This is a genomic window from Pseudarthrobacter chlorophenolicus (assembly GCF_000962805.1).
Lineage (GTDB): Bacteria > Actinomycetota > Actinomycetes > Actinomycetales > Micrococcaceae > Arthrobacter > Arthrobacter chlorophenolicus_A.
Genome location: NZ_JZTW01000010.1, coordinates 1 through 23,390 on the forward strand (window position 1 = coordinate 1; position 23,390 = coordinate 23,390).

Below are 23,390 nucleotides of genomic sequence, written 5' to 3' on the forward strand. Positions count from 1 at the left end.
AGAACCCAGCCCAGGCCATAGCCGGCATTACTTGCAGACCTGATTTCTTCGCTAAGTACCAGGGCAGCCGCCCTGGATGCCTCGGTGGCTTCCCGCAGTTTAGCGACAGCCACTTCCAGAGGACGACGAATATCTTCAGGCGGAACAGAGTACTGAGCGCTTTCGTCGCCAATGCGGAAATTCCAGTCGGGCTCCATATGGTCCTCCAAAATGATGCTGGCCTTTCGGCCAGCTTAGATACCTTGGCGTAACGGCACCCCGCCAAAACTCCGGGGCTGGATCAGGATGGTTCCCGGTAAGGGATCCTTACCGGGAGACTATTGCCCAATCTAATGGCCATCGGCCCGAGTGGGCGGCCATTCTTCTTGGCTTTCTGCATCTTCGGGCTGCGGCGGCCTTAGAGCCACGCAAGCAATCGATGGGTGAACCGTGGAAGACACGTACGCCGTCGACCAGACCGCCGATAGGATCTTAAAAGAGAACGTCCCCGTCGCCCCGGTTCTGCGCACTTAGCGGCGCGGGCGATCTTCTACAGAGAGGATTGGCATGGCTAAACGAAAAATGCACGGCACGTGGATCCTTTATCTCATCCCCCCATTTCTCGTGGCCACTGGGCTCCATTGGCTTATGAGAGACGTCTGGAACTGGTTCTAAGCAACTGACGGCGGAGTGGCTAATGGCGCTCACTACTGGTTTCTAAAAAGTTCAACGTTGCTTAGGACCTGATGTGTCCGGTGAAGGATCGGTCACCGGGCCCTGGTGAGCGCTGTGGGGCTCATGAGGGTTGGGCGGCCACCGAAAATTGCCCAAACCACAATTATGGCTGTCGGTGACGGTCGAAACCTGAGCCGTTGTGACGGCGGCGGAGTTCAGCGGTCGTTGCAACGATTTATGGTTCGGTCGAAGGTGAGGCCAGTCTAGTCAGGTGCTCCAGAGGGCTTTGCCATCCGAGGATTTCACGTGGTCGCTGATTGAGTTCGGCGGCGACCATGGCCAGGTGTTCGCGGGTGTGGACGCTGAGATCTGTTCCCTTCGGAAAGTACTGGCGGAGCAGGCCGTTGGTGTTCTCGTTGGATCCGCGTTGCCAGGGGCTGGCTGGGTCGCAGAAGTACACAGGAATGCGTGTTTGCCGCGTGAAGTCCTGGTGGCAGGCCATCTCAGTGCCCTGATCCCAGGTTAGGGATCGGCGTAGATGGGCCGGCAACGGTCCCATCGCTTCGGCCAGTCGATCGCGCAGATTCTCAGCTCCGCGGTTACCGGCCAGATGTACGAGGACGATGAAGCGTGTGGTCCGTTCGACCAGAGTGCCGATGGCCGAGCGGCCTCCCTTTCCAATAATTAAATCCCCTTCCCAATGCCCTGGTACTAATCTGCCGATCGCATCTGCCGGCCGGTCTCGGATCATGACCATGTCGGGGAAGCGCCTGGTTCGGTGTTCCTTCCTACGACGCGGCCGGCGGCCGGTCCGTCCGGTGCGCAGGGCTGCCGCTGGATCCACGGCCAAATCCAGGCTTCCGCGCCCGTACAGGGCTTGATAGACGGTCTCCGGGACAACGTGCATTTCCGGTTGTCCAGGGAAGACGGCGCGCAAGCGGTTGCTGATCTGACGGGGACTCCAGCGCTGTTTCAGGTGATCCCGCACGAACTGCTGCAGCGCTTGGTTAGCGGCGATCTTTCCCGTCCGCTGGCGGCTCCGTCGACGCTCGGCACTGCGCTGGGCCGTGCGAGGACGGTAGTCGCCGGAGGGCTCGTGAATGTTTCGGCGGATTTCCCTGCTCACTGTAGATGGACTGCGCCCGAGCTCTGTGGCGATAGCGCGAATGCTCCGCCCTGCATGCAGGAGGTCCGCGATCGTGATCCGTTCCAACTCCGAGAGAAACCGGGCGGAGATAACCGCCGGCCTCTGATGCGAGATGGGCGCAACCTTCTTGATGTCTCCGGACTTCAGAACAACCCTGTGGCCATGCCGCCATCGCGTCCCCGAGCTACGGCTGATTCCCACAATCCGGCAGGCCTCAGAATTCCCGATTCCCTGTTTCATCAGCTGATCATAGTGAGCCCGAGCGGCGTTCTTTGGAGGTGCGCCCCGGGACTTTCTTGCTCTCTTCATCTCTGCCAATTGCAACTCCTAAAAGGTCAGGTGTTGCAACGACCACTAGACGCCAAGCCCACGAAATGGCTCACTTTTCGACCATCGCTGACAATGGCAACCACGATTACTACCAGGACGAGAGTTGCAATAAGAATTCCGCGGGGTTTCATACCCGCAGCCTAAACGGCATGCACCCTATTGAGCGCGAGGCGAATAGGGCGTCCCGCAGGACCCTGACGCTCGTCCCGTAGGTCCTTCCCCTATCGAGCATAAATTGTCGGGCATAAATACGTACGTTGAGCCAGCGGCGCGCGGTGAATTGATCGTGCTTTTCGATTCCAGGGACAGGCCTCCTCAGGGTCGGAGAAGAAACGGGGCCTGCCCGGATTGAAGGTCCTTCGCTAACTGCGGACGCCCGGTCTGAGGCGCGGGGGGTCAGACTAAAAGAGCCGGCTTCTCAGGCGCCTGGATAAGTCGATCAGCATCGCCACAATAAATGACGCATTGAGGAGCGCCAAGATCGCCAAGGCGGGATTGATCCAAGGAGGAACTAAATCATACTCGGCGTTGCACTTTGTGGTCAAAGGGAACACTTGCAGCTGCTCATAGTAATGGCTGCTGTGATACTCGTGGTCGTACGTTTGGCCAGCACGCAATTCACATGCCTCCGCTACGTCAAGCCCGCCCGCGGGCAGACCCTGGAAGAAGACCGAGACCAACAGGCAAGCGGACAGCAATATCAGCTTAAGCCAAAAGCCAAGCGGTCTAGTTTGTAGCACAGTCTCCCCACTCCCTATTCAGCAGTCTACCTATCTGTCGCTCAGCGTCCCAAACGCGTGCGAGTTCGCACCCGTTCTGGTCCCGGTGGAGGAGGGGGTCCCATGACGACCACCTGCGAAGGCAGCTCTCCGGTAGGGTGCGTATGAACGAAATCCACTGGGGGAAATCTTGAAGCTACTTCGATCAACGCTGCTCTTATGCCTGCTGGCTTCAGGCCTCGCCGGCTGCACCTACACAGAGTCCGCACCGGAACCAGCAGGCGAGCCCAGTCAGCCGTTACCAACTCCGATGGGCTCGCCTGCTGCCGTTCCCTTGACTCTGCAAGGCCAGTTTCAGTCGCAGGGGGCAACCACCACCGGGACGGCCACCATCCGCGTCACGGAGTCCGGTGCAGCCCTGCAGCTCGAAGACTTTGCCACAGGTCCCGGCGACAGTATCCGTCTTATGCTGAGCCCCGGGACACTGCGCCCCGGTCCCACTGGTAAGCCGGAGCTGTCCTCATCGACTCTGATTGAGCTGGGGCCGCTGCGGCTCGACCGGACGGGCAGTCAGCGCATCGATTTGGAGCCCGGAAGGTGGGAGTCGATGCCCGAACCGGTGCGCAGCGTTGTGATCTACAACTATGCCGGCAGGGTGGCGTACGGCACGGCCAACCTTTTTGAAGCGCCGCCTTCCTGACGGGGAAGGGACCGGCCGGACTCGGCTGACTTCACGTCATACGTGCATCAGTTCGCCCGGGAGGCTGCCGAATGAATGGCCTTGGCGAGGTCGCGGGGACGGCTCCACATAGGCCAATGCCCCGTGGGAAGGTCAACGACGTCGAGGTGCTCGATGTTGGCGACCTCGGCGAACATGGGATGGCCAGCACGCGCCAGCTCCAGCACCTTCGCGCCGGGGATCGAGCAGCACACCAGGGTGGTCCGGACTTTGCGGCGGGCACTGTTGGTGAGTTCGACCCGCTGGCGAAGCACGGGGCCGGGCTCAGGGACGGCCCGGCTCCTGAAACGCTCAAGGACCTCTGCGCTCAGGCCTTCGAGGCTCGCTTGCTCTGCGAGTACGTCGAAAGAGGGCAGCGGAAGCTCCTCCAGGTCCTCCGGCAGGCCCGGGCCGAAGGCGCTTCCCGGTGCCACGGGGCCGGAGTCGACCCACACCACTCGATGGACCAGCTCAGGATGCTGGTCAAGGACAAGGCTGACGGGGGCGTTGGCCCCGCTGTGAGCCACCAGTGTTGCCGGCTGATCCTCGGTGACTCCCATTTGGGTGATGACGTCCAGGACCGCTGCGGCCTGATCGTCGAGATTCCTGGCCGCACGCTGGGGGTCGTCGCCGTCGAGACCGGGCAGCGTCACCGCGATTGCCCGGGCGTGGCCGGGTGCCAGGTGTTCAAGCACTTCATCCCAGGCCCAGGCGCCCAGCCAGTGGCCGGCGATGAGAATGATGAGCGGGGGATTTGCAGTAGTTGTCATGTCCATACCCTTGCAGGCCCGCCGGACAACGGTATGTCACTATTTATGTCATGAATTTACCAAGGGCCGACCTGTGAAGCGGGTCGAACGCCTCCACGCCCTTGCCGAGATGTTGCTCCGCAGCGGCAAACGGGGCGTGTCCGCCGAACGCTTGGCGGGGGAGTTTGAGGTGTCTGTGCGCACCATCAAGAGAGACCTCGACGCGTTGGAAAACAGCGGAGCACCTGTATGGTCCCGGCCGGGTCCAGGCGGCGGCTACGGATTGGCCACAGGAGCATCCCTTCCGCCTGTCACCCTTTCCCCTGCGCAGGCGATGGCGCTTATGGCGGCCGTGACCGCTGCACCCGACGCCCCCTACGCCGATCTGGCAGCAGCAGGTATTCAAAAGATTCTTGACGTCCTCGATCCCAAAACCAAGGCCCGTGCCGACGAGCTGGGCAGCAGGGTCTGGGTCAACGCACTTCCGTCCTCTTCCCGGGCCATCAAGTCTGCGCTGGAGGAGGGGATGGCCGATCAGCGAGTGATCCGCATGCGCTACACATCGAAAAACGGGACCACGACCACCCGCGACGTTGAGCCCGTGCTGTTCGCCTCCACCAACGGCCAGTGGTACCTAGTGGGGTGGTGCCGGCTGCGCAACGCTATGCGGTGGTTCACCGTCGCACGCATCGAACGGGCCAGCGTAACCAAGACTGCTTGCAGCGGCCACACCATCCACGAGGTGGGGGAACCTCCGGCAAACGCCAGGCCGGTGCTCACCCTGGGCGGGTGAGTCACGCGTTGCCCAACTACGCCGGTTGCCTCGGGGCGTCAGCGCACCGCGGTTTCCTCGGCGCCGGTGATCCTGTGCAGGTCCTGGTAGGTGATGCAGAACATAGACTCGTGATCGCCCGCTCCGGCCCACAGGAGGCTGTGGGACCGCAGGCTCACGTCAAGCAGGGTTCTGATGCGGCGAGGATGGCCAACCGGTGCCACGCCGCCCACCTTTTGGCCCGTGTGCTCGAGCACAAAGTCCGGCGACGCGCGGCGGATGCGGCCTTCACCCAGGCGGTCCGCCACCAGAGCCGTGTCCACCCGTGCCGCGCCGCTGGCAAGGATGAGCAGGGGCGCCCCGTTGAGGTCGAAGATGAGGCTGTTGGTGATGGCTGCAACGTCACAGTCCAGCGCCTCAGCCGCGGCAACGGCAGTGGGAACGCCAGCGGGGAAGCTGCGCACCGTGTCACCGATGCCCGATTCAAGCAGTACCGTGCGCACCCGGCTGACTGGCCCGTCGTCGTGCGTTGTCATGCTTCAGTACCCCTGCGCGTCCAGCAGCGCGTCTTCCTCTTCTTCGGCCGTCGCCTTTTTCCGCTTGCGCGCAGGAGGCGTACGACGGCGGGACGGCACCGCAGCGTGGATGGTCCCGGCTTCCTCGGCCTCGTCTTCCTCGGCGTCAATGGCGGCGTTGCGGGCCTGCTGCCGCGCCGCGTACCCGAAGCCCACGAACATCAGCACGCCGAACGCGAACCACTGCAACGAATAGGACAGGTGGGTGCCTTCCTCGGTGGACGGTTTCGGGAACGCCACTGGCATGTCAGCGGCCGCGGGCGTCTCCGAGGCCAGCTGCCCGTAGGCTCCGGTCAGCACCGGGTAGCCAAGCTGCGCCGCATAGGTCGGGAGGTCGACGGAGGCGAGCTGGCCCTGCGGGGCGCCGCGCTGCAGCTCCGGTTCCCCGTGCTTCAGCCGGACGACGGCGGTCACCTCACCGGAGGGCGGCGCCGGTACAGAGTCCGGGCTGCCGGGATTCTTGTTGCCGATGGGCAGCCAGCCGCGGTCAACGATGACCGTTTCGCCGGTGGCCAGCTTGAACGGAACCACAACTTCGTAGCCCGGCTGGCCGTTCAGGGGACGGTTGCGCACGATGCGCTGGCCATCGGCGTCGTAGGTGCCCTGCAGCTGCACCTGTGTCCATTCCTTGGCGGGATCAAGCTGCGCGAACTGGTCCCGGGCTGCCGCGAAAGGAACGGGAGTGGCGGAGTAGTTGCTCACCACGCGGTTGATTTCGGCCAGGGTTTCGGCGCGCCGGTCCATCTGCCACCGGCCCAGGAACACGCAGGCAGTGGCAAAGATCGCGGCCAGCAGCAGATAACCCAGCCACTTGCTGGAGAAAAGGAAACGGTACATTCAGTTGTCCTGCTCCAGGGGGCTGTCGGCGCTGCCGGGCTCGAGGGGAAGGGTTTCCTTCCACAGGCCGCGGGTCTGCAGGTAGTCCTCCAGCCAGCCGCGGTGGTCCTCGCAGGCCAGCCACGTCTTCCGGCGCTCCGGGGTGTGGATTTTGGGGTTGTTCCACAGCAGTTGCCAGGACGCTCCGGCACGGCAGGCCTTCCGGGAGCAGAGCGCCGAGTCTGATGCTGCCGGGCTGGTTCCGGCGGCGAAATCAAAAATACTCACGGCCCCTGCCGCCCCTCTCCGTTGTCCGGCTCGTCGTCGTCGTTAATAAGCTCGCCCTGCAGCACCTCGGAACCCTGCTCCTCGTGCCCCGTGGGCGGCGGCGCTTCTAACTCGGCCAGTGGCGCCGAATCCAGGAGCGCGTCACTGTGCTCTTCGGCCATGTCGCTGCCGTTGGCGATGACCACCGCGATCCATGGCAGGAATACCGCACCGGCCACGGCGATGACCTTGAGCCAGCCGTCCAGGACAAAAATCATCACCAGGCACACCATGCGGATGCCCATGGCCAGCGCGTACTTGACCATGCGCCTGCGAATGTCCTCGGAATGGGATTCCGCGGCATCCGTGATGCTGTGGACTTCGGCGTCCTCGGAGAACCGGCCGGGTTCTCCGGGCACCGAACGTCCCGCGTGGTTTTCAAGGGTCACAGTGGTTTCTCACGCTCCAAAGGCTTGCGTCAATTCTCTCACCATCGGCAGTGGCACCCAAACCCGGGCGGGCACGGGCGCTAAGATCGGAGGCAGCCAAATTCCACCTTTCCTACCGCGGTGCACCCCGCCGCAGAATTCCGGAGTTCCTCCATGACTGAAGCAGTTACCGCCCCCCGCAGCGTCCTGATCACCGGCGGCAACCGCGGCATCGGCCTGGCCATCGCCGAAGCATTCCTGGCCAACGGGGACAAAGTGGCTGTTACCTACCGCAGTGAATCGGAACTGCCTGAAGGAATCCTGGGAGTAAAGGCGGACGTCACCGATGAGGCATCGGTGGATACGGCGTTCAAGGAAGTGGAGGCGGCCCACGGGCCCGTGGAAGTGCTGGTGGCCAACGCCGGCATCACCAAGGACACCCTCCTGCTGCGGATGAGCGAAACAGACTTCACCTCCGTCATCGACACGAACCTCACCGGCGCGTTCCGTGTCATCAAGCGCGCATCGAAGGGCATGATCCGGCTGCGCAAGGGCCGCGTGGTCCTGATTTCCTCCGTATCCGGCCTGTATGGCGCCCCGGGCCAGATCAACTACTCCGCCTCCAAGGCCGGCCTCGTGGGCATCGCGCGGTCGCTGACCCGCGAACTGGGTTCGCGCGGCATCACCGCGAACGTGGTGGCTCCGGGCTTCATCAACACGGACATGACGGCTGAACTTCCGGAAGCCACCCAGAAGGACTACCTGGCCAGCATCCCCGCCGGCCGGTTCGCCGACGCCGACGAGGTGGCCAACGTGGTGCGCTGGATTTCCAGTGACGAAGCGGCATACATCTCCGGCGCTGTCATCCCGGTTGACGGCGGCCTGGGCATGGGGCACTGACCTTCCAAACCCCACGCGGCGGCAAACCAGCGGACCCAGGCTTCTTTGTGGGACCCGGACAAGGGAATCACCGGACCTCGCTGGCATGATGGAGTTCAGAGCCGCTTCGCTTTAGACGTTTCAAACAAAGGAGCCCAGATGGGACTGCTGGACAACAAGACCGCCATCGTCACCGGATCATCACGCGGAATCGGCGCTGACGTAGCAAAGATCCTCGCCGGCGAGGGCGCCGCCGTCGTGGTCAACTACCGCCAGAAGGCGCCGCGCGCCAACAAAGTGGTCCAGGGCATCGAGGCCGACGGCGGCCGTGCGGTCGCCGTGGGCGCGGACCTGACCACCCAGGAAGGCGTGCAGGCGCTGGCCTCCGCTGCCATGGAGAACTTCGGATCCCTGGACGTCCTGGTCCTGAACGCCTCGGGCGGCATGGAAACCGGCATGGGGGAGGACTACGCCCTCAAGCTCAACCGCGACGCCCAGCTCAACATGCTCAATGCCGCAGTGCCGCTGATGCAGGAAGGCTCCCGCGTTGTCTTCGTGACCAGCCACCAGGCGCACTTCATCAACACCGTTCCCACCATGCCCGCCTATGAGCCCGTGGCCCGCAGCAAGCGCGCCGGTGAGGACGCACTGCGCGAACTCATCCCCAACCTCGCCGAGAAGGGCATCAGCCTGGTGGTGGTCTCCGGGGACATGATCGAGGGCACCGTCACCGCCACGCTGCTGGACCGTTCCACGCCGGGCGCCATCGAGGCCCGCCGCGCCGAAGCCGGCAAGCTGTACTCCGTGGAAGAGTTCGCCCAGGTGGTAGCCGGAATGGCCACCGCTGACGTCGAGTCAGGCCACACGGAATACGCCGGCGGCGCAGACTACTTCGGCAAGAGCGGCCAGTAGCCCACCGAGCGAAAAAGAGGTGCCCGGCGCGTTTGCGCCGGGCACCTCTTTTGTCAGTTCGTGGGCGGTTCAGACCCCGGCGATGTGGCGCACCGCATCAAGGTAGGGCATGTTGACGGCCGAATCGGCGACGGCGCGCACGGCCGGCTTGGCGTTGAAGGCCACCCCGATCCCGGCTGCGCCCAGCATGTCGAGGTCATTGGCGCCGTCACCCACGGCGATGGTGTGTTCCAACGCGATCCCTTCAGCGGCCGCCCACTCGCGCAGGAACTTCTCCTTGGCCGCCCGGTCCACCACCGCGCCCAGGACCTTGCCCGTCAGGGCACCATCAACGATCTCCAGTTCGTTGGCCTGCCAGTAATCAAGGCCAAGGTCCCCGGCGATAGGCTCGAGGATCTGGTTGAACCCGCCGGAGACCACGGCTACCGGGTGACCCGCCGCCTTGAAGGCGGCCACGAGTTCGGCGGCGCCTTCGCTGAGCTTCACTTCCCGGCGGACGGAATTGACGACGTCGGCCGGCAGTCCCGCGAGGACAGCCACCCGCGCGTGCAGGCTCTGGGCGAAGTCCAGCTCCCCGCGCATGGCCGCTTCGGTGACCGCGGCCACCTCGTCCCGCTTGCCCGCATACGCGGCCAGGAGTTCAATGACCTCCTGCTGGATCAGGGTGGAGTCCACGTCCATGATCAGCAGTTTGCGGCTGGCCGAGCGCAGGCCGCCGGGCACCAAGGCGGTGTCCACGCCGGGGATGGCAGCATCGGCAACGGCGCTGCGGAGCGCTGCCAGGCCTGCCTCGGTGGCATCAGGCAGTTCCAGTTCCGTGATGCGCACCTGGTAGCGGCTATCGCCGGCCGTGGACTCGGCTCCTACAGCTGTACCGTGCTCCGAGAGTATGGAACGCAGCTGCTCCAGTCCGGTGTCGGTCAGATTTTGGCCATAGCTAACCGCGGTCACGTTGGAAGTCATGCCTGCAATCTTAGCCAGCGGAAGAATGGTCCCGCGTATTCATTGCGGAGCACAGCCGGGCCGGCACCGCGGCCGGACACGTGCCGGGGGAGCGGTCACACCGGTTATCAGTCGTCCACTCTTTTGTCCTAGTGTCTACTCCTATGAGTGATGTTCTGGAACTGGACTCCGTTAGCGTTGTCCGAGGCAAAAAGACCCTGCTGGACAAGGTCGACTGGCAGGTCAACGAAGGCGAACGCTGGGTCATCCTCGGCCCCAACGGCGCCGGAAAGACCACGCTCCTCCAGATCGCGGCGGCACGCCTGCACCCGAGCAGCGGCAAGGCCGGCATCCTCGACGAAATTCTTGGCCGCACTGATGTCTTTGAACTGCGTCCCCGCATCGGGCTGTCGTCTGCAGCGCTGGCCACCCAAATACCGGAGCACGAGAACGTCCTCAACGTGGTGGTCACTGCCGCGTACGGCGTCACCGGCCGCTGGCGTGAAGGCTACGAGCGCGACGACGAACGCCGCGCCTTCCGCCTCCTGAACGACTGGGGGATGGGCCCGCTGCTGAACCGGACGTTCGCCACCCTGTCCGAAGGCGAACGCAAGCGCGTCCAGATCGCACGCGCACTGATGACCGATCCCGAACTGCTGCTGTTGGACGAACCGGCAGCAGGCCTCGACCTGGGCGGCCGCGAAGAGCTCGTCCACAAGCTTGGCGAGCTCGCCAAGGACGAAGCGGCACCGGCCATGGTCCTCGTCACCCACCACCTTGAAGAAGTGCCCCCGGGCTTCACGCACGCCATGCTGCTGCGCGACGGCGGCGTGGTGGCGGCCGGCCCCATTACCGAGGTCCTCACTGACGAGCATCTCAGTGAAACGTTCGGGCTCGCCCTGGATGTCACGGAAAGTGGTGGCCGCTACGCCGCCACCGCCCGCCGCTAAGGCCGGGGCTGAATACCAACTGTGGAGATTCTTAGCAGCATCCTGGTCTTTTTCGCTGGCCTGTGGGCCGGCACCATCAACGCGGTGGTGGGCTCCGGCACGCTGGTGACCTTCCCTGTGCTCATCGCACTGGGCATCACGCCCGTTGTCGCGTCCATGAGCAACGCCATGGGCCTGGTGGCGGGCACTGCCGCCGGTGCCTGGGGTTACCGGCGCGAAGTGGCAGGACGTGGCCGGCAGCTGCTGAAGCTGCTCCCGGCCTCGCTGCTTGGCGGGATCACGGGCGCGTGGCTGCTGCTCCACCTGCCGGAGAAAGTCTTCCATTACGTAGCGCCGGTGCTGCTGGTTCTGGCGCTGCTGATGGTGATGTTCCAGCCGAAACTGCAGTCTTGGGTCCGGACCCGTGAACAGAATCCTGAACATGCCGTCCGCGACCGCAGCCACGGCGTGCTGCTGGTGGTGCTCGTGTACCTGGCAGGCGTCTACGGCGGTTACTTCGTAGCCGCCCAGGGCATCCTGCTGGTGGGCATCCTGGGCGTCTTCCTCAGCGGAACCATGCAAAACGCGAACGCCATGAAGAACTTCCTGGTCCTGGGCGTCAACATGGTGGCTGCAATCTCCTACCTGTTGTTCGCCTTCGACCGGATCAACTGGCTGGTGGTTCTCCTGATCGCCGTCAGCTCCACCATCGGCGGACTCGTTGGCGCCAAGGTGGGCCGGAAGCTTTCCCCTAGGGTCCTCCGCGGCGTGATCTTCACCCTGGGCATTGTGGCGCTCGTCGTTATGATCGCCAACCTGCTGAAATAATCTCCCGGTGACTTTCCACTACCTTGAATCCGCCAGCGACCCGCGGGTCAGCGACTACACCACGCTGACGGACGTCCATCTCCGCAAACTCCGCGAACCGCGCGAGGGGATGTACATTGCCGAGTCCTCCCGGGTCCTGAGGCGCGCCCTCGCAGCCGGCCATAAGCCGCGTTCGTTCTTCCTGGCGGAGAAATGGCTCGCGGACCTGGACGACGTTTTCCAGGCCTACCCCGATGTCCCGGTCTTCATCGGCCAAGCTGCGCTCCTCGAGGAAATCACTGGCTTCCACCTCCACCGCGGAGCCATGGCTGCCATGGAGCGCCCCGATCCCGTGCCCCTGCCGGAGCTCCTGGCGGGTGCCCGCAGGGTTGCCGTGCTCGAAGACATCGTGGACCACACCAACGTGGGCGCCATCTTCCGCTCGGCGGCTGCCCTGGACATCGACGCCGTCCTGGTATCGCCCCGCTGCGGAGACCCCCTCTACCGGCGCAGCGTGCGGGTCAGCATGGGGACGGTGTTCCAGGTTCCCTGGGCCCGCCTGGAGAGTTGGCCGGAGGACCTGCAGGTCCTCAAGGACCACGGCTTCACCGTCGCCGCCCTCGAACTGACCGATGATGCACGGGACGTGGACGCTGTCGCCGCCACCAACCCGGACCGGCTGGCCCTGGTGCTCGGCACCGAAGGGGCCGGCATGAGCCCGGAGACCCTTGCCGCGGTCGATCTCGCCGTGAAGATCCCCATGCGCAACGGCGTGGACTCGCTCAATGTGGCCGCAGCGTCTGCAGTGGCATTCTGGGAACTGCGCCCCCGGGGCTGAGCTGGCGCCCTGCAGGTGAAGGCCCCGGTAGATGCCGTGGTGTGGTTCGCGGGTGTCCCCTGGATCCGCTATTATTGACTGCTGGCCCTCTTGTGTCTTTCGACAACGTCCTGGGATTCAGAGCCCGGCCATCCCATTCATACCTGGCAGCTGGCAAAATCCAGTTGCGTGAACAAAGGCCCCATTATGAAGTCTGATATCCACCCGAAGTACGCAGCCGTCGTTTTCAATGACCTGGCTTCCGGTACCAAGTTCCTGACCAAGTCCACTGTGTCTTCCTCGAAGACCATCGAGTGGGAAGACGGCAACACCTACCCGGTCATCGACGTCGAAATCTCCTCTGAGTCCCACCCGTTCTACACGGGCAAGCAGCGCATCATGGACTCCGCAGGCCGCGTGGAGCGCTTCAACGCACGCTTCAAGGGCTTCGGCGGCAAGAAGTAATTCTTCCTCCCATAGCTTTTTGTAAAGCCCGCACCGGGAACGGTGCGGGCTTTCTTTGCGTTGGCGGCCCGTTGGCGGCACGGGCACGCCGTACGGCAGGATGTAATCCATGAGCCATATGACCTCCCCGGACCAGGACGCAGCAACAAACCCCCGCCTTCACGGCGAATACAAGGTTCCCGGCGGCAAGCTGGTGGTGGCCGACCTGGCCGTGGCCGGCGGGGTCCTGGCTGACGTCTCCATCAGCGGAGACTTCTTCCTCGAACCGGACGAGGCCCTGGAGGACATCAACCGCGCGCTGACGGGGCTTCCGGAAACCACCACCGCCGCAGACCTTGCGGCGGCGGTTAACGCTGCCCTGCCCGCCGACGCCACCCTGTTCGGTTTCTCCGCCGACGCCGTGGCCGTTACAGTACGCCGCGCCCTGGCCAAGGCCACCTCCTGGGCGGACCACGAGTGGCACGTCATCCCGCCGGCAGTCCTGCCCACCGAAATCAACGTGGCCCTCGACGAGGTCCTCACCGAGGAAGTGGGCGCGGGCCGGCGCAACCCCACCCTGAGGTTCTGGGACTGGCAGGAACCGTCAGTGGTCATTGGCAGCTTCCAGTCCGTCCGGAACGAGGTTGATCCTGACGGCGTGGCCCGGCACGGCATTAAGGTGGTCCGCCGGATCAGCGGCGGGGGAGCGATGTTCATGGAAGCCGGCAACTGCATCACCTATTCCCTGTACCTGCCCCAGACCCTGGTGGACGGGCTCAGCTTCGCCGATTCCTACCCGTTCCTGGATTCCTGGGTGATGGCGGCGCTGGAGAAGATCGGCGTGACAGCTTACTACGTCCCGCTTAACGACATCGCCACGGACCAGGGCAAGATCGGCGGTGCCGCCCAGAAACGGCTGGCCAACGGCGGCATGCTCCATCACGTCACCATGAGCTACGACATCGACGCCGACAAGATGGTGGATGTCCTGCGCATCGGCAAGGAGAAGCTTTCGGACAAGGGCACCCGCAGCGCCAAGAAGCGTGTGGATCCGCTGCGCCGACAGACCGGCCTGGCACGCACGGACATCATCGGGGCCATGATTGACGTGTTCACCGGCCGGTACGGGGCAACGCATTCGGAGCTCACCGAGGCCGAGCTCGCCGCAGCGCGGGAACGCGCGGCCACCAAGTTCGGTACCGAGGAATGGCTGCACCGGGTCCCGTAGCCAGGGCGGCCTTATTCGTTAGTGGTCGACGGCGGCCTGCGCGGTAAGTGCGCGCAGCAGGTGGTCGCGCTGCTCCACGATGATCCGCCGCAGTGCACGGGGCGCGTCGTCGTTCGCCTCGAGCCAGGTGTCGGTCCGTCGCAGCACCGGGTGGGTGCGCGGAGTTCCGCCCTCGGCAAGATCCTGGGCTGAGGGGAACAGGCCCCGCACGATCCGGCTGGCGATCTCGATGCTGCGGCTGTCCCATACGTCCCGCAGGCAGCCGAAGTACGGCTCCACGTAGGAATCCAGCAGGGCTGCCGGGGCGGTGCTGAACCCCGTAATGGTTGCCGTCAGCAGCTGGTTGGACAGCGCCGTTCCCTGCACGGCCTCGGCCCACGCCGCAGCCTTGACATCCGACTCCGGCCGGGCAGCAGCGGCCGTCGCATGGCCGGCCCGTCCCGAAGCGGTGGTATCCGTTGCCAGTTCAGCATCCAGTTCTTCCACTGTTGCCTGGCCGTGGGCAGCGAGGGCGTGCCAGAAGTGCCACCGCAGTTCCGCGTCGACTGCCAGGCCTGGCACCTGTTCGGAGCCGTCCAACAGCCCCCTGAGCAGCGGCAGCAGCGAAGCGTCGTACCTGCTGAGCGTTCCCAGCGTGCGTGCCCAGGCGAGTTGCTGGTCCGAGCCCGGCTCGGCCCGCCGCAGCTCCGCTCCAGCTGTGCCCAGGAAGGAAGCGCGGACAGCATCGCGGCGGGATGCGGGCGTGTAGCGTTCGACGGCGGTGCACGCGTTATCGAGGATGTTCAGGAGGACGCCGATGCCGGTTTCCGATGGGGCGAACGCGGCTACGGCCGCCACGTACCGTTCTGCCGGGGTTTCCCCGTCACGGGCCGAGTTCCACAGCGCAGTCCAGCACAGGGCGCGGGCCATGGGATCGGTAATTTTGTCTAGGGAAACGAGGACCGTCGCCTCGGACACCGGGTCGAGGCGGACCTTGGCATAGGTGAGGTCGTCGTCGTTGACCAGCAGGAGCGCGGGCCTCGCGCGGCCGGCCAGCTGGGGCAGCTCCGTCCGGGTGCCGGCCACATCCGTTTCGAGGCTGTCCGTCCGTACCAGGGCGCCGCCACCGTCGAAGTCGTACAGGCCCACGCGCAGCCTGTGCGGCCGCAGCTCCACCTGTCCGGTGACCGGGTCCGTGCTCTCCTGAACGATGGCCACGGAACCCAGCGCGCCGCCGTCGTGCGCCGCCTCGGTGGCGGACTCCAGCGCCAACGTGGAGATCCCCGATGTCTGCAGCCATTGGCGTGCCCATTCCGAGAGGTCGCGTCCGGAAGCGGAGCTGAGGGCTTCCAGCAGGTCCGCCAGGGTGGTGTTGCCGTAGGCGTGCTTGCGGAAGTACTTCCGGGATCCGGCGATGAAGGCTTCAAAACCCACGTAGGCCACCAGCTGCTTGAGCACCGAGGCGCCCTTGGCGTAGGTGATGCCGTCAAAGTTCTGCTTGGCCGCTTCCAGGTCCGGGATGTCCGCGACGATGGGGTGCGTGGTGGGCAGTTGGTCCTGGACGTAGGCCCAGGCCTTGCGCTTGTTGGCGAAGTTGACCCAGGCGGTGTCCCAGTCCGTGGCCCGGTCCACGGCGAGGGTGCCCATGTAGTCGGCGAAGGATTCCTTGAGCCAGAGATCGTCCCACCACTGCATGGTGACCAGGTCGCCAAACCACATGTGGGCCATCTCGTGCATCAGCGTGTTGGCGCGTGCCTGGTACTGGGCGTCCGTGGCACGGGAGGTGAAGACGTAGCTCTCGGTGAACGTCACCAGCCCCGGATTTTCCATGGCGCCCAGGTTGTACTCGGGCACGAAGGCCTGATCGTACTTTCGCCAGGGGTAGGGAAAGTCGAAGAGCCGGTTGAAGAAGTCCAGGCCGGCTTTGGTGAGCCGGAACAGCTCGGCGGTATCGAAGGATTCGGCCATGGAGGCGCGGCAGTAGAGCGCCAACGGGACGTCCAGGCGCGTGCCGTCCTCCAGTGTTCCCTGCCAGCGGTCTTCAGCCTTGAAGTAGGGGCCGGCCAGCACGGTGGTGATGTACGTGGACATCGGCAGGGTCGTGGCAAAGTCCCAGCGTGCGGTGGCGGGGTCGCTGGTGAGCAGGGTCCTGTCGGTTTCCACTCCGTTGGATGCCACCTGCCAGGACGCCGGAGCCATCAGGTGGAAGGTGTAGGTGGCCTTGAGGTCCGGCTGCTCGAAGTTGGCGAAGACCCGGCGCGCGTCAGCGGGTTCGTATTGCGTATAGAGGTAGGTCTGGCCGTCGGCGGGGTCGACGAAGCGGTGCATGCCCTCGCCGGAGCGGCTGTACAGGGCCGTTCCGGTGACCGTGACCTGGTTTTCCAGCTGCAGGTTTTCCAGCCTGATGCGTGCGCCGTCCACCACGTCCTCCACCGGAAGGCCCTTGCCGTTGAGGAACACGCAGTGCACACCGCTGCCGATAAAGTCCAGGAACGTGGATGTGCCCGCTTCCGCGGCGGTAAAGGTGATGACGCTGCGGGTAGTGTAGCCGGCAGTCTCCGGATCTTCGGCCTGGCGGACGTCGAGGGAGACGTCATAACTGGCGGTGCTGATCAGGGCCGAGCGGCCGGCAGCTTCGTCGCGGTGCAGATTCTCATGTGACACCCAGCTATCTAATCACGCTGCAAAGGCCGCCAATGCCCCCGCCGGCGGCGCGTCAATTGACGATGAGCAGGGCGGCCGCGAGGCCCAGGACCGCAATCAGCAGCCACGATGCCAGCGCGGCCAGCAGGGCCCGCCCGCCAGTCATCAGCAGCGTACGGATCCGCACCGCGGACCCCAGGCCGAAGAGCGCCGCCCCCAGCAATACGTCCTGCAGCATCGCCCCCGCCTCCAGCCACCCGTCCGCCAGCCACCCTGTGGAGCGCAGCGCCACCATCGCCACGAATCCCAGCACGAACAGCGGCACCACAGGCGGCAGGCCGGCGTCGCCCCCGGCAGGCCGCAGTGAAAACCGGTGGTGCGCCCCAGCCAGCGCCGTCACGGGCGCCAGGAGCAGCACCCTGGTGAGTTTGACGACGACGGCGATCGCCAGGGCCGCGGGCCCGGCAGTTTGCGCCGCGGCCACCACCTGCCCCACATCGTGCACGCACGCGCCGGTCCAGGCGCCGAAAACCTCGGCGCTGAGCTGGAGCGGGTGGACCAGCAGCGGCAGGACTCCGATGGCCAGTGTGCCGCACAGGGTCACCAGCGCCACCGGCAGGACGGTGTCCACATGCCGGATGCGCCGTACCGCTGCCATCGCGCCAATAGCTGATGCCCCGCAGATGGAGAACCCCGTGGCCACCAGCAGCGACGTCACCGGCGGCAGCCTGAACAGCCGGGAGATCAGGTAGGTGCCGCCGAAACTTGCCGCGACCACGGCGGTAATCAGCACCAGCGCGAGCCAGCCGAGGTCCAGGACATCGCCGATGCCCACTTTCAGGCCCAGCAGCACGATCCCTCCGCGCATCAAGTGCTTGCCGGCGAAGTCCAGCCCGGGGCGGGCACGCCCAGCCGTCCATCCTCCGGTCACCGGCAGGTTGGCGGCAAGGACCCCCAAAACCACGGCCAGGGTCATCGCCGGGAGGGACGGCACCAGCGCGTGGATGAGGAAGGCGAGCACCAGGGCAACGGCTGCAGAGGCAAGGCCGGGCAGCAACCGCGTGGCTCCCCGCGGGTGTCCCGGTCCGGGGGTGGGGGAGCTTCTGCTGAATGGCACTCACCCACTTTGCCGGATGGAGCCCGGAATGTCCGAACGGGCTGGCCGCGCCAACACGCCACAATGGAAGGCCGTTTATGAATTCGAAACAAAAAGGTGGTTGGCTATTGGGCATGTCAGACCTCTTCCAGGATTACTCCGAGGCCGCGGGCCGGACCGGAGCCTACGACGAAATGTTCGCCCCCGGGCAACAGGCCCGCCCCTCCTATGAGCAGGTGGCGGACGCGCTCCGCAAGCTCTCGCTGGCCGATGTCAGCGCCCGTGCCGATTCCATGGCCCGGACCTTCCTGGACCGCGGCGTCACCTTCGACTTTGCGGGGGAGGAGCGCCCCTTCCCCCTGGACATCGTCCCCAGGGTCATCCCCGCCGCCGAGTGGGACGTCATGGAGCGCGGTGTCGCGCAGCGCGTCCGCGCCCTCGAGGCCTTCCTCAACGACGTGTACGACAAGATGACAGTGGTGTCCGACGGCGTCATCCCTCGCCAACTGGTGACCACCAGCGCGCACTTCCACCGCCAGGTCCACGGGTTCGAACCCGCGGGCGGTGTCCGCGTCCACATTTCAGGCATCGACGTGGTCCGCGATGCCGCCGGAACCTTCCGCGTCCTCGAGGACAATGTCCGTGTTCCCTCCGGCGTCAGCTACGTCCTCGAGAACCGCCGTGCCATGGCCAAGGGCCTGCCGGAAGCCTTCGGCCAGCAGCTCATCCGTCCGGTCGAGGAATACCCGCGCCGGCTCCTCTCGGCCCTGCGCAAGACCGCACCCTCGGGCGTGGACGATCCCACCGTCGTCGTGCTCACTCCCGGCGTTTTCAACAGCGCCTACTTCGAGCACACGCTGCTGGCCGGGCTGATGGGCGTGGAACTCGTTGAGGGACGCGACCTCATCTGCCGCGGAAACCGCGTTTACATGCGCACCACCGCCGGTGAGCAGCGCGTCGACGTCATCTACAAGCGCATCGACGACGACTTCCTCGACCCCCTGCAGTTCCGGGCCGATTCCATGCTCGGCTGTCCCGGACTGGTCAACGCGGCCCGCGCCGGCGGCGTCACCATTGCCAACGCCGTGGGCAACGGAGTCGCGGACGACAAACTGGTCTACAGTTACGTTCCTGACCTGATCCGCTACTACCTCAGCGAGGAGCCCATCATCGCGAACGTTGATACGTTCCGCCTCGAGGAGAAGGAAGCCCGGGAATACACCCTGGACAACCTCGCCGAACTCGTGGTCAAACCGGTGGACGGCTCCGGCGGAAAGGGCCTGGTCATCGGCCCGGACGCCTCCAACGACGAACTGGACGCCCTGCGGCAGCGGATCATCACCGATCCACGCGGCTGGATCGCCCAGCCTGTCCTGCAGCTCTCCACGGTGCCCACGCTCAGCGGCGACAAGTTCGGCCCCCGCCACGTGGACCTTCGCCCCTTTGCCGTGAACGACGGCGACAACGTCTGGGTGCTGCCCGGCGGCCTTACCCGCGTGGCGCTGAAGGAAGGCTCGCTGATCGTGAACTCCAGCCAGGGCGGCGGCTCCAAGGACACCTGGGTCCTGGCAGATTCGCCGCAGATGCCCGTCGAGTCCGTACCGCGGCAATCCATCTCGGTCCGCGAGAGGGTCTCCGTATGGCCTGTGGAAAGCAACTGGCGCGACCGCCAGTCGGAGCAGCAGCAGTGAACCGCACCGCCCGGCACCGTTTCTTGTCCGTTTCGGCCCCGCAGGAGGTAGCCGCGAATGCTTAGCCGTATTGCCGAATCCCTATTCTGGATCGGCCGCTATGTGGAGCGGGCCGACGGCACCGCCCGTATCCTCGATGTACACCTGGAACGGCTCAACCACCTCCCCATGGAGGAACGGAAGAGCGTCGCCCAGGAGCTGCTGGCCGTGATGGGAGCAAGGCCCCAAAGCGACGACTTCGGCCTGCCTGAACTTCTGCACGCCCTGGCGTACGACAAGACCAGTGCCACGTCCATCGCCGGGTCACTGGGTGCTGCCCGCGAGAACGCCCGCCGTGCCCGCGAAACGGTCTCCTCCGGACTGTGGGAAAGCCTCAACACCACCTACTACGGGCTCAGCCAGCACCGCAAGGACGTGGTGGGCACCTACCGGTTCTGCAACTGGACACTGGAGCGCACCGCCATGGTCAGCGGGCTCGCCGACACCACCGTCAGCCATGACGAAAGCTGGCTGTTCCTGGTCCTGGGCCGTTCACTGGAGCGGGCCGACATGACCGCCCGCATGCTGTCCACCCGCGACGTCCTGTCCGCGGGTATGTCCTGGGTGAACATGCTCCGCTGTGCCGGCGCCTATGAATCTTTCCTCCGGACGCGCCGGGCAGCCTTCGGTGACCAGCACGCGGCCGAGTTCCTGCTCCTGGACCGGCTGTTCCCGCGCTCCATCGTGTACGCACTCCGTGACGCCGACGAATGCCTCGCCAAGCTGGACCCCTCAGCCCAGCGCGTGGGCTTTATCAACGACGCCCGCCGGATCGTGGGCCAGGCCCGCACGTTCCTCGAGTTCCACCGGACGGACGACCTCATGTCCGAACTGCCCGAACACATGGAACGCGTGCAGAAGGCTGTGTCCCAGGCCTCGGACGCCATTTCCCGTAAGTACTTCAATCAGGCGGACGAACTGGCCTGGGTGGGAGAAGTTTCATGACCCGGCTGAGCATCGTCCACCGGACGGCGTACAAGTACAACAAGCGCGTCACCCTCTCGTACAACGAGGCACGGATGACCCCGCTGACGGACTCCCAGCAGGTGGTCCTCGAGTCAGTGGTCAAGGTGTCCCCGTCGCAGGCGGCCGTGAGCACCTACCGTGACTACTGGGGAACCAGGGTGACGGCCTTCGACATGCAGATGCCGCACGACCATCTGGAGGTCGTCTCCAACATCACCGTCGAGGTCCACCGCGCCGGTAAAATTCCGTCCGAGTCCGACATCGTCGGATGGGATGTCCTGGCGTCGCCGGAAACCCTCAACACCCACAGCGACTGGCTGCCGCAGTCACGGCTCAGCGGGCCGGGGGACGAAGTCCTGAGCATCATCCCGGGCGTTGTTGACGGAAAGAACCCGCACGAGGCTGCCATGGCCATCTTCGCCTGGATGCGCGGCGAGATGACCTACATGTCCGGCTCCACCGCTGTCACCACGAACGCGGAAGAGGCGTGGACACAGCGGCAGGGCGTCTGCCAGGACCTCGCGCACCTGGCCATCGGTGCCCTCCGCAGCTGCGGGATACCCGCACGCTACGTCTCGGGCTACCTGCACCCGCGCTCCAGCGCCGGCGTGGGTGAGACAGTTGCGGGCCAGTCACACGCGTGGCTGGAGTGGTGGGATGGCGAATGGCGAAGCTGGGATCCCACCAACCACAAGCCCGCCGGGGACTTCCACGTCACCGTGGCACGCGGAAGGGATTACCGGGACGTGTCGCCGCTGAAGGGAATCCTGTCCGGCGGCGGCGGATCGGCCCTCACCGTCAGCGTGGAAATCACCCAGCTCGCCTGACCGGCAGCGTGCGCACTGCGCGCACGCTGCCGGCGCCCTATTCGTGGGCGGACTTGGCCGAGCTGCTGATTTGGGTCCACCAGGTCATGGGCTCGGTGACCTTGAACCGGCGGCCGGTGACGGAGTCGGGGGTAATCCGGACGAACGCGTCCTTGCGGCCCGCCTGCCAGGGGAAGAGGTAGAGCCGGGACGTGTCCAGGACGTCCTCGGCCTGCTTCACCACTTCGGCCGTTCCCTTGACCACGACGCTCCAGGCGAGTCCGCTCTCCGGATCCACGCCGTCGGCCTCCACGGCCACAGCTGCGTCGCCGGATGCGGCCGACAGCTTGGTGCCTTGGCCGGTGCGGAAGACCACTGTGCCGCCGTCCACCGTGTAATTGATGGGGAAGATATCCGGGCGGCCGTCCGCGAGGACGGCCAGCCTGCCCACGGAAACGGTGCGCAGCATGGCCCAGCATTCGTGGTGCTCGAGGTTCTGGACGTCAGGTGATGACTCGTTGCTCATGCCGTGAGCATACGCCTTTCACCAGGGGCTGGGCTTGTAATCCTTGAGGAAGACGCCGTACTGGTCTTCGCCGTTTTCGCCCATGACAATGGGATCGTAAACCCGGGCTGCACCGTCCACCAGGTCCAGCGGCGCGTGGAAGCCTTCCTCCATGAGCCGGACCTTTGTGTAGTGGGGCCGCTCGTCGGTGATCCAGCCGGTGTCCACGGCGGTCATCAGGATGCCGTCAGAATCGAGCATCTCCTGCGCGCTGGTCCTGGTCATCATGTTCAGTGCCGCCTTGGCCATGTTGGTGTGCGGATGGCCTGGACCTTTGTAGGCCCGGGAGAACTGGCCTTCCATGGCGGAGACGTTCACGATGTACTTGCGGTGTGCCGTGGAACGCTGCATGGCCCCCCTCAGGCGGCTGACCAGCAGGAACGGGGCTGTGACGTTGCAGAGCTGGACTTCGAGCATCTCCAGCGGGTCCACCTCGTCCACCACCTGTGTCCAGCTGTTGATGGTGGCCAGGTCCGGAACCAGGCCGCCGGCGTCGATGGCCGTGCCCGCGGCGATACGTTCCAGTGAGGCGGATCCGGTGGAGAGTGCCAGGGACGTCACAGCGTCCCCGGCGAGGACTGGGTGCTCGGTCACGGTGCCGGCCAGCGCCAGCGGATGCTTGTCATGGGCGTGGCCGAACGTCAGCAGCTCCGGCCCGCCGTTGGCTTGCTCCAGCGCGGCAGGCAAGGGCTCGTCCTCGGCATCCACCAGCGGTTTGTAGGCATTGCCGGTGCGGCGGACGGTCTGGGCGGCGTTGTTGATGATGATGTCCAGCGGCCCGGCCTCGTTGAGGGAGTCGGTCAGCGCCATCACCTGAGACGGGTCGCGGAGGTCGATGCCTACAATCCGCAGCCGGTGCAGCCAGTCGGCGCTGTCCTCCATGGCAGCGAACCGCCGCGCTGCGTCCTTGGGGAACCGGGTGGTGATAGTGGTATGGGCGCCGTCCCGCAGCAGCCGGAGGGCGATGTACATGCCGATCTTGGCGCGGCCGCCCGTAAGCAGTGCGCTGCGGCCGGTGAGATCGGTCCGTGCATCGCGTTTGCTGTGGCTGAACGCAGCGCATTCCGGGCACAGCTGGTGGTAGAAGGCATCCACCTGGGTGTAGTGCTGCTTGCAGATGTAACAGGGGCGGGACCGAATGAGGTGGCCGGCCACTTCGCCGGTGGCGGAGGTAGCGAGTTTGTTCCCGCGCGTCTCGTCGTCGATCCGGTCGGGCGCGGCCGTGGCCGTCAGGGCAATAACGGCCCGGTCGGCGTCGGCAATCATGTCTCGCTTGGTGACCCTGCGGTGGCGTTTGACCGCTTTGAACATTTTGCCGGTGGCCCGGCGCACCGAGATGTAGTCAGGGTGCTCCTCGTCGTAGACGTGGATGGTGTTCAGGACCTTGAGGCAGGCCTGGATTTCCTCAGGGGTCAGGTCGGGGGAGCTCATTGGGTCAATTTTACAGCGTAGATACAGGCCATCATGACTGA

Annotated in this window: 24 protein-coding genes; 12 read left to right on the forward strand and 12 right to left on the reverse strand. The window is 65.2% G+C overall.

Annotation, left to right across the window (positions count from 1 at the left end; translation table 11 throughout):
* Nucleotides 1-197, reverse strand: a 197-nt coding sequence (locus tag UC32_RS20960; protein WP_235423650.1) for a hypothetical protein, incomplete at its 3' end; no start/stop codon positions are given.
* A gap of 692 nt (nt 198-889) precedes the next feature.
* Complete coding sequence (locus UC32_RS11310; RefSeq protein ID WP_235423651.1) at nt 890-2,041, reverse strand: IS30 family transposase; 1,152 nt, start codon at nt 2,039-2,041, stop codon at nt 890-892.
* A 1,143-nt stretch (nt 2,042-3,184) separates the two neighbouring features.
* On the opposite strand from UC32_RS11310, the gene UC32_RS11320 reads away from it, so the two are divergent.
* Nucleotides 3,185-3,550: a DM13 domain-containing protein gene (locus UC32_RS11320; protein WP_235423652.1), complete on the forward strand. Its 366-nt coding sequence runs from the start codon at nt 3,185-3,187 to the stop codon at nt 3,548-3,550.
* Between the two features lie 47 nt (nt 3,551-3,597).
* Here the strand turns inward: UC32_RS11320 and UC32_RS11325 are convergent, their stop codons facing one another.
* Nucleotides 3,598-4,338, reverse strand: coding sequence for an alpha/beta fold hydrolase (locus tag UC32_RS11325; protein ID WP_045731443.1), 741 nt, complete (start codon nt 4,336-4,338; stop codon nt 3,598-3,600).
* 73 nt (nt 4,339-4,411) lie between these two features.
* Here UC32_RS11325 and UC32_RS11330 point away from each other — a divergent pair, with 73 nt between their 5' ends.
* On the forward strand, nt 4,412-5,110 hold the full coding sequence (locus UC32_RS11330; protein ID WP_082072076.1) for a helix-turn-helix transcriptional regulator: 699 nt from the start codon (nt 4,412-4,414) through the stop codon (nt 5,108-5,110).
* Between the two features lie 38 nt (nt 5,111-5,148).
* Here the strand turns inward: UC32_RS11330 and UC32_RS11335 are convergent, their stop codons facing one another.
* The 4 genes from UC32_RS11335 to UC32_RS11350 are packed head-to-tail and all read right to left on the reverse strand — an operon-like array spanning nt 5,149 to nt 7,196.
* The gene (locus UC32_RS11335) at nt 5,149-5,625 is read right to left on the reverse strand and encodes a YbaK/EbsC family protein (protein ID WP_045731331.1); all 477 of its coding nucleotides are present in this window, start codon (nt 5,623-5,625) and stop codon (nt 5,149-5,151) included.
* A gap of 3 nt (nt 5,626-5,628) precedes the next feature.
* Complete coding sequence (locus tag UC32_RS11340; protein WP_045731332.1) at nt 5,629-6,501, reverse strand: SURF1 family cytochrome oxidase biogenesis protein; 873 nt, start codon at nt 6,499-6,501, stop codon at nt 5,629-5,631.
* Nucleotides 6,502-6,768 (reverse strand): hypothetical protein, encoded by a 267-nt coding sequence (locus UC32_RS11345; RefSeq protein ID WP_015937065.1) that lies wholly within the window; start codon nt 6,766-6,768, stop codon nt 6,502-6,504.
* Entirely contained in the window at nt 6,765-7,196 is a 432-nt protein-coding gene (locus tag UC32_RS11350; protein ID WP_045731333.1) for a DUF3099 domain-containing protein, read from the reverse strand. The genes UC32_RS11345 and UC32_RS11350 overlap by 4 nt, the downstream gene beginning before the upstream one ends.
* 153 nt (nt 7,197-7,349) lie before the next feature.
* Between UC32_RS11350 and fabG the strand changes: the two genes are divergently transcribed.
* The gene (gene fabG, locus UC32_RS11355; protein WP_045731334.1) at nt 7,350-8,075 is read left to right on the forward strand and encodes a 3-oxoacyl-ACP reductase FabG; all 726 of its coding nucleotides are present in this window, start codon (nt 7,350-7,352) and stop codon (nt 8,073-8,075) included.
* 138 nt (nt 8,076-8,213) lie between these two features.
* The gene (locus UC32_RS11360) at nt 8,214-8,966 is read left to right on the forward strand and encodes an SDR family oxidoreductase (RefSeq protein WP_015937068.1); all 753 of its coding nucleotides are present in this window, start codon (nt 8,214-8,216) and stop codon (nt 8,964-8,966) included.
* 69 nt (nt 8,967-9,035) lie between these two features.
* Here UC32_RS11360 and serB read toward each other — a convergent pair whose 3' ends face one another.
* Nucleotides 9,036-9,929, reverse strand: coding sequence for a phosphoserine phosphatase SerB (gene serB, locus UC32_RS11365; protein WP_045731335.1), 894 nt, complete (start codon nt 9,927-9,929; stop codon nt 9,036-9,038).
* Nucleotides 9,930-10,072: 143 nt separating this feature from the next.
* On the opposite strand from serB, the gene UC32_RS11370 reads away from it, so the two are divergent.
* The 5 genes from UC32_RS11370 (at nt 10,073) to UC32_RS11390 (ending at nt 14,133) form a co-directional block, all read left to right on the forward strand.
* Complete coding sequence (locus UC32_RS11370) at nt 10,073-10,858, forward strand: ABC transporter ATP-binding protein (protein WP_045731336.1); 786 nt, start codon at nt 10,073-10,075, stop codon at nt 10,856-10,858.
* A 21-nt stretch (nt 10,859-10,879) separates the two neighbouring features.
* Complete coding sequence (locus UC32_RS11375) at nt 10,880-11,665, forward strand: sulfite exporter TauE/SafE family protein (protein WP_045731337.1); 786 nt, start codon at nt 10,880-10,882, stop codon at nt 11,663-11,665.
* Nucleotides 11,666-11,672: 7 nt separating this feature from the next.
* Nucleotides 11,673-12,482, forward strand: a complete 810-nt coding sequence (locus UC32_RS11380; RefSeq protein WP_045731338.1) for a TrmH family RNA methyltransferase — start codon at nt 11,673-11,675, stop codon at nt 12,480-12,482.
* 186 nt (nt 12,483-12,668) lie between these two features.
* On the forward strand, nt 12,669-12,926 hold the full coding sequence (locus UC32_RS11385) for a type B 50S ribosomal protein L31 (RefSeq protein WP_015937073.1): 258 nt from the start codon (nt 12,669-12,671) through the stop codon (nt 12,924-12,926).
* 109 nt (nt 12,927-13,035) lie between these two features.
* Entirely contained in the window at nt 13,036-14,133 is a 1,098-nt protein-coding gene (locus UC32_RS11390) for a lipoate--protein ligase family protein (RefSeq protein WP_045731339.1), read from the forward strand.
* An 18-nt stretch (nt 14,134-14,151) separates the two neighbouring features.
* Here UC32_RS11390 and pepN read toward each other — a convergent pair whose 3' ends face one another.
* On the reverse strand, nt 14,152-16,776 hold the full coding sequence (gene pepN / locus UC32_RS11395) for an aminopeptidase N (protein WP_045731340.1): 2,625 nt from the start codon (nt 16,774-16,776) through the stop codon (nt 14,152-14,154).
* A gap of 52 nt (nt 16,777-16,828) precedes the next feature.
* Entirely contained in the window at nt 16,829-17,872 is a 1,044-nt protein-coding gene (locus UC32_RS11400) for a YeiH family protein (protein WP_045731341.1), read from the reverse strand.
* Between the two features lie 113 nt (nt 17,873-17,985).
* Between UC32_RS11400 and UC32_RS11405 the strand changes: the two genes are divergently transcribed.
* The 3 genes from UC32_RS11405 to UC32_RS11415 are packed head-to-tail and all read left to right on the forward strand — an operon-like array spanning nt 17,986 to nt 21,374.
* On the forward strand, nt 17,986-19,542 hold the full coding sequence (locus UC32_RS11405) for a circularly permuted type 2 ATP-grasp protein (RefSeq protein WP_045731342.1): 1,557 nt from the start codon (nt 17,986-17,988) through the stop codon (nt 19,540-19,542).
* A 57-nt stretch (nt 19,543-19,599) separates the two neighbouring features.
* Nucleotides 19,600-20,526 carry an alpha-E domain-containing protein gene (locus UC32_RS11410; RefSeq protein ID WP_015937078.1) on the forward strand — a complete coding sequence of 309 codons (927 nt, stop codon included), beginning with the start codon at nt 19,600-19,602 and terminating at the stop codon, nt 20,524-20,526.
* Complete coding sequence (locus tag UC32_RS11415) at nt 20,523-21,374, forward strand: transglutaminase family protein (RefSeq protein ID WP_045731343.1); 852 nt, start codon at nt 20,523-20,525, stop codon at nt 21,372-21,374. The genes UC32_RS11410 and UC32_RS11415 overlap by 4 nt, the downstream gene beginning before the upstream one ends.
* A gap of 37 nt (nt 21,375-21,411) precedes the next feature.
* Here the strand turns inward: UC32_RS11415 and UC32_RS11420 are convergent, their stop codons facing one another.
* Nucleotides 21,412-21,879 (reverse strand): pyridoxamine 5'-phosphate oxidase family protein, encoded by a 468-nt coding sequence (locus UC32_RS11420; protein ID WP_045731344.1) that lies wholly within the window; start codon nt 21,877-21,879, stop codon nt 21,412-21,414.
* Nucleotides 21,880-21,897: 18 nt separating this feature from the next.
* Entirely contained in the window at nt 21,898-23,349 is a 1,452-nt protein-coding gene (locus UC32_RS11425; RefSeq protein ID WP_045731345.1) for an SDR family NAD(P)-dependent oxidoreductase, read from the reverse strand.
* Nucleotides 23,350-23,390: the final 41 nt, after the last annotated feature.

Coding starts and splice junctions, on each gene's coding strand:
- UC32_RS11405 (WP_045731342.1), top strand. CDS start 17,986: ATGTCAGACCTCTTCCAGGATTACTCCGAGGCCGCGGGCCGGACCGGA.
- UC32_RS11420 (WP_045731344.1), bottom strand. CDS start 21,879: ATGAGCAACGAGTCATCACCTGACGTCCAGAACCTCGAGCACCACGAA.
- UC32_RS11325 (WP_045731443.1), bottom strand. CDS start 4,338: ATGACAACTACTGCAAATCCCCCGCTCATCATTCTCATCGCCGGCCAC.
- UC32_RS11410 (WP_015937078.1), top strand. CDS start 19,600: ATGCTTAGCCGTATTGCCGAATCCCTATTCTGGATCGGCCGCTATGTG.
- UC32_RS11425 (WP_045731345.1), bottom strand. CDS start 23,349: ATGAGCTCCCCCGACCTGACCCCTGAGGAAATCCAGGCCTGCCTCAAG.
- UC32_RS11385 (WP_015937073.1), top strand. CDS start 12,669: ATGAAGTCTGATATCCACCCGAAGTACGCAGCCGTCGTTTTCAATGAC.
- UC32_RS11415 (WP_045731343.1), top strand. CDS start 20,523: ATGACCCGGCTGAGCATCGTCCACCGGACGGCGTACAAGTACAACAAG.
- UC32_RS11390 (WP_045731339.1), top strand. CDS start 13,036: ATGAGCCATATGACCTCCCCGGACCAGGACGCAGCAACAAACCCCCGC.
- fabG (WP_045731334.1), top strand. CDS start 7,350: ATGACTGAAGCAGTTACCGCCCCCCGCAGCGTCCTGATCACCGGCGGC.
- UC32_RS11370 (WP_045731336.1), top strand. CDS start 10,073: ATGAGTGATGTTCTGGAACTGGACTCCGTTAGCGTTGTCCGAGGCAAA.
- UC32_RS11360 (WP_015937068.1), top strand. CDS start 8,214: ATGGGACTGCTGGACAACAAGACCGCCATCGTCACCGGATCATCACGC.
- serB (WP_045731335.1), bottom strand. CDS start 9,929: ATGACTTCCAACGTGACCGCGGTTAGCTATGGCCAAAATCTGACCGAC.
- UC32_RS11335 (WP_045731331.1), bottom strand. CDS start 5,625: ATGACAACGCACGACGACGGGCCAGTCAGCCGGGTGCGCACGGTACTG.
- UC32_RS11310 (WP_235423651.1), bottom strand. CDS start 2,041: ATGAAACAGGGAATCGGGAATTCTGAGGCCTGCCGGATTGTGGGAATC.
- UC32_RS11340 (WP_045731332.1), bottom strand. CDS start 6,501: ATGTACCGTTTCCTTTTCTCCAGCAAGTGGCTGGGTTATCTGCTGCTG.